The sequence below is a fragment of the Streptomyces milbemycinicus genome (genome assembly GCF_002154605.1).
GTDB classification, from domain to species: Bacteria; Actinomycetota; Actinomycetes; order Streptomycetales; family Streptomycetaceae; genus Streptomyces; species Streptomyces milbemycinicus.
The window spans coordinates 1-4,287 of record NZ_MUNE01001195.1; the positions used below are offsets into that span (position 1 = coordinate 1).

Consider the following 4,287-nt stretch of genomic DNA (forward strand, 5'->3'; position numbering starts at 1 on the left):
GGTGGTGCCGTCGTTCAGCTCGAACTGGGCGGGAGTGCGTCCCTGGAGCGCGGCGGAGGTGTACGCGGCCCAGATCTCCGTGGGGTAGCCGCCGCCGTTGATACGGGGCAGGCCGGTCGCGCCGTACAGCGGCTTCTGCGCCCCGGTGGCGGAGTCCTGTCCCATCACGGCCACGACCGTCGCCAGGTCCGGGGTGTACCCCGCGAACCAGGCCGCCTTGTCGTCCTCCGCGGTGCCGGTCTTGCCCGCCGCGGGGTGCCCGGCGGCCTGGGCCGCGGTCGCGGTGCCGCCGTCGACCACGCTCTGCAGGACCGTGGTGGTGGTGTCGGCGGCGGCGCGTGTGACGGCCTGGTCGGTCTTCGGCGACGGGACGTCGATCTTCTGGCCGTCCCTGGTGATCTTTGTGACCAGGGTGTACGGGGTGTGGACGCCGTGGTTGGCGAGGGTCGCGTACGCCTCGGTCATGTCCAGCACGCTGGCCGTGGCGACGCCGAGCGCGATGGAGGGGGAGGCGGTCAGGTCGGGGGTGTCCTTGGGGATGCCGAGGGCGATCGCGGTCTGCTTGACCTTGTCCGGGCCGACGTCCTGGGCCATCTGGGCGTACACGGAGTTGACCGACTTGTCGGTGGCCGTGGTGACGTCGATGGAGCCGTAGTCGACGTCGTCCTCGTTGGCCGGGGAGTAGCCGGTGGGGCCTTGGGCCCCGGTGACCTCGCGTTTGTTGGTGCCGTCGTAGATCGTGTCCGGGGTGATCTGCACCCCGCCCTGGGTGGTGGACCCGTTCTGCAGCGCGGAGGTGAACACGAGCGGCTTGAAAGTGGACCCGACCTGGTAGTCGGTGCGGGTCGCGTTGTTGACGAACTGCTTGGTGTAGTCGATGCCGCCGTAGAGGGCGACCACCCTCCCGGTCTTGGGGTCGATCGAGGCGCCGCCCGCCCGGACGTACTTGTCGACCTTGCGGGAGCCGCTGAGCTTGTTCATCAGCTTGTCGCGCACCGCCGCGACGAAGGCGTCCTGCTTCTTGCGGTCGATGGTGGTGGTGATCCGGTAGCCGCCGCGGGCCAGGGTCTGCTCGTCGATGATGCCGTTCTTGGTGAGATACGCCTCGACGGCCTCGATGAGGTATCCGCGCTGCCCGGACATGCCCGACTGGGCGGTGACCTTGTCGGGGGCCGGGAAGGTCATCTTGTCGCGGGCGGTCTTGGCCAGCCAGCCCTTCTTGACCATGCCGTCCAGGACGTAGTTCCAGCGGGCCAGCGCCCGGTCCTTGTTCTGCGGGTGGGTGACCACGTCGTAGGCGTTGGGGGCGTTGAGCAGGGTCGCCAGATACGCGCCCTGGCCGAGGCTCAGGTCCTTGGCGTCCTTGCCGTAGTAGGCCTGGGCGGCGGCCTGGATGCCGTAGGCGTTGCGTCCGAAGTAGCTGGTGTTCAGATAGCCCTCGAGGATGTCGTCCTTGCTCACCTCCCGGTCCAGCTTGATCGAGATGAAGAACTCCTTCACCTTCCGGGAGACGGTCTGCTCCTGGTCCAGGTAGTAGTTCTTCACGTACTGCTGGGTGATGGTGGAGCCGGACTGCTTGCCCTTGCCGGTGGCGGTGTTCCAGGCGGCGCGGACCATCGCCTCGGGGTTGATGGCCGACTCTGAGTAGAAGTCCCGGTCCTCGGCCGCGAGCACCGCGTGCTGGGTGGCCTTGGGCACCTGGCTGAGCGGCACGTTCTCCCGGTTGACCTTGCCCTCGCGGGCGAGCGGGGTGCCGTCGGAGTAGAGGAAGACATTGCTCTGGGCGATGGCGATGTCCTTGGCGGCGGGGATGTCGACGAGCAGATAGCCGGTGACCAGGCCGCCCGCGACGAGCAGCACGATCACCAGAAAGCCGCTGAGCACCATCCGCCAGGTGGGGAGCAGCCGGCGCCAGCCGGTGCGCTTGGGGCGGCCCTTTCTGCCTTTGGGGCGGGCGGCCCTGCCGTTGTTGGTGTCGGTGCTGGTGACGTCCGGGCCGCCCATGCCGCCGTCGATCAGTTGGGGCTCGTCGCTCATGTCCTTTGAGACTCCTCGGCCGCCGTCGAGGGTTGCGCCGCGGCGGAATCGTGCACGGTCGGGCGATTGGCCTGGTACGCCCCAGAAAACACTGTCGCATCATCCGTTCCGGGCCGGGGCCGTGGCCCACACCTGTGACACCTCTGTGACCGGCGGAATGGACGATTTCCGCCTGCCAATCGGGTGGTTTTCCGCGCTCCGTTCGGGCGAATAATGCCTCGCCCTCCCTCCGGCCGCGCCGCTAGGCTCCTGAGCTTTGGTGCCGGGTGGGGAAGGGAGGGGTGATCCATGCTGCGCGGTCATCTGCGGCTGTACTCGGCCGTCGCGATGAGCGGCTTCAGGCGCTACGCGACCTACCGGGTCGCCACCGCGGCCGGGGTGTTCACCAATACGGTCTTCGGCTTCATCATCGCCTACACCTACATCGCCCTGTGGGACCAGCGGCCCCACCTGGGCGGCTATGACCTCTCGCAGGCGCTGACCTTCGTCTGGCTCAGCCAGGCGCTGCTCGCGACCTTGGCGCTGATGGGCGAGGGCTTCCAGGGGGAGCTGCAGGATCGGATCCGCTCCGGCGATATCGCCGTCGACCTCTACCGCCCGGTGGATCTGCAGCTGTGGTGGCTGGCCGGGGACCTGGGCCGGGCCATGTTCCAGCTGCTGGGGCGCGGGATCGCGCCCATGGTGCTCGGTTCGCTGGCCTTCGAGCTGACCCTGCCCGGCTCCGCGCTGACCTGGGTCTGGTTCCTGCTGTCGGTCGCCCTCGGGGTGTGCGTCGGCTTCGCCGTGCAGTATCTGGTCGGGCTCACCGCCTTCTGGCTGCTCGACAGCACGGGGATCTCCATGATGAGCAGTCTGCTGTGTCTGTTCTTCTCCGGGATGACCCTCCCGCTGAGCGTCTTCCCGGGGCAGCTGGGCGAGGTGGCACGGATGCTGCCGTGGGCGGCGATGCTGCAGGTGCCCGCGGATGTCTTCCTCGAGGAGCACCGCGGGCTCGGGCTCGTGAGGGCCTTTGCCTTCCAGGCGGTGTGGGTGGTGGTGCTGTTGGCGGCGGGACGGGCGCTGCAGTCCGTCGCGACGCGGAAGGTGGTGGTGCAGGGTGGCTGAGCCCCTTCGCTCCCGCACGTACGGTGAGCCCCTCCGCCCCCGCACGTACGCTGAGCCGCTTCGCTCCCGCGCGTACCACGGGCTGCGCGCCTACCTGCTGATCATCGGGATGTGGGTGCGCTCCACGATGGCGTACCGCACCTCCTTCCTGATCATGACGATCGGGAACTTCCTGGCCACCGGGCTCGACTTCGTCGTCATCGCGCTGATGTTCTCGCACGTCGGCACGTTGGGCGGCTTCAGCCTGCCCGAGGTGGCCTTCCTCTACGGCACCACCAGCACCGCCTTCGGCCTCACCGATCTGACCCTGGGCAGCATGGACCGCATCGGCCGCCGGGTCCGCGACGGGACGATGGACACCCTGCTGGTGCGGCCTGTGCCGATCCTCGCGCAGGCGGCCGCCGACCGGTTCGCGCTGCGCAGGCTGGGCCGGATCAGCCAGGGGCTGCTGCTGCTCATCTGGTCTCTGATCAGGCTGGACATCGACTGGACAGCCGACCGGGTGCTGCTGGTGCCGGTGATGCTGCTGAGCGGGGGAGCGATCTTCGGGGCGGTGTTCGTGGCCGGCGGGGCCTTCCAGTTCTGGGCGAACGACGCCTCCCAGGTGCAGAACTCCTTCACCTACGGCGGTAACACCCTGCTCCAGTACCCGCCGACGGTCTTCGCGAAGGACCTGCTGCGCGGCGTCACCTTCGTCATCCCGCTGGCCTTCGTCAACTGGCTGCCCGCGCTGCACATCCTGGGCCGGGAGAACCCGCTGGGCCTGCCGAGCTGGATCGGCTTCGCCGCCCCGCTGGTCGCGCTGGGCTGCTGTGCGCTGGCCGGGCTGGCCTGGCGGGCGGGGCTGCGGTCGTATCGGAGCACGGGCAGCTGAGAGGGCTGGGGCTTTATGGGTGACTTCAACGCTGACTTCAATGCTGACTTCAAAGACGGCTTCACGGACGGCTTCACGGACGGCTTCATGAACGACTTCGCTGATGACTTCATCGTGCTCGACGGGGTCGAGAAGGTCTTCCAGGTGCGGCGCCGGGCCGGGCTGCTGCGCCGCGAGCGGCGCGAGGTGCGCGCCGTGGACGGCATCAGCTTCCGGGTGCCGCGCGGCGAGATGGTCGGCTACATCGGGCCCAACGGCGCCGGGAAGTCCAC

Annotated in this window: 4 protein-coding genes; 3 read left to right on the forward strand and 1 reads right to left on the reverse strand. The window is 68.7% G+C overall.

Annotated features, from left to right (window positions below; translation table 11 throughout):
- On the reverse strand, positions 1-2,037 hold a 2,037-nt coding region (locus CCN51_RS52035; protein WP_107426324.1), incomplete at its 3' end, for a transglycosylase domain-containing protein.
- 303 nt (positions 2,038-2,340) lie between these two features.
- Between CCN51_RS52035 and CCN51_RS52040 the strand changes: the two genes are divergently transcribed.
- The 3 genes from CCN51_RS52040 to CCN51_RS52050 all read left to right on the forward strand — a co-directional run.
- A complete protein-coding gene (locus CCN51_RS52040) occupies positions 2,341-3,141 on the forward strand; it encodes an ABC transporter permease (protein WP_043491416.1) in 801 nt (266 codons plus the stop codon).
- A 109-nt stretch (positions 3,142-3,250) separates the two neighbouring features.
- Positions 3,251-4,015 (forward strand): ABC transporter permease, encoded by a 765-nt coding sequence (locus CCN51_RS52045; RefSeq protein WP_078610954.1) that lies wholly within the window; start codon positions 3,251-3,253, stop codon positions 4,013-4,015.
- Positions 4,016-4,102: 87 nt separating this feature from the next.
- Positions 4,103-4,287: ATP-binding cassette domain-containing protein (locus CCN51_RS52050; protein WP_143676251.1), on the forward strand; the 185-nt coding region annotated here is incomplete at its 3' end.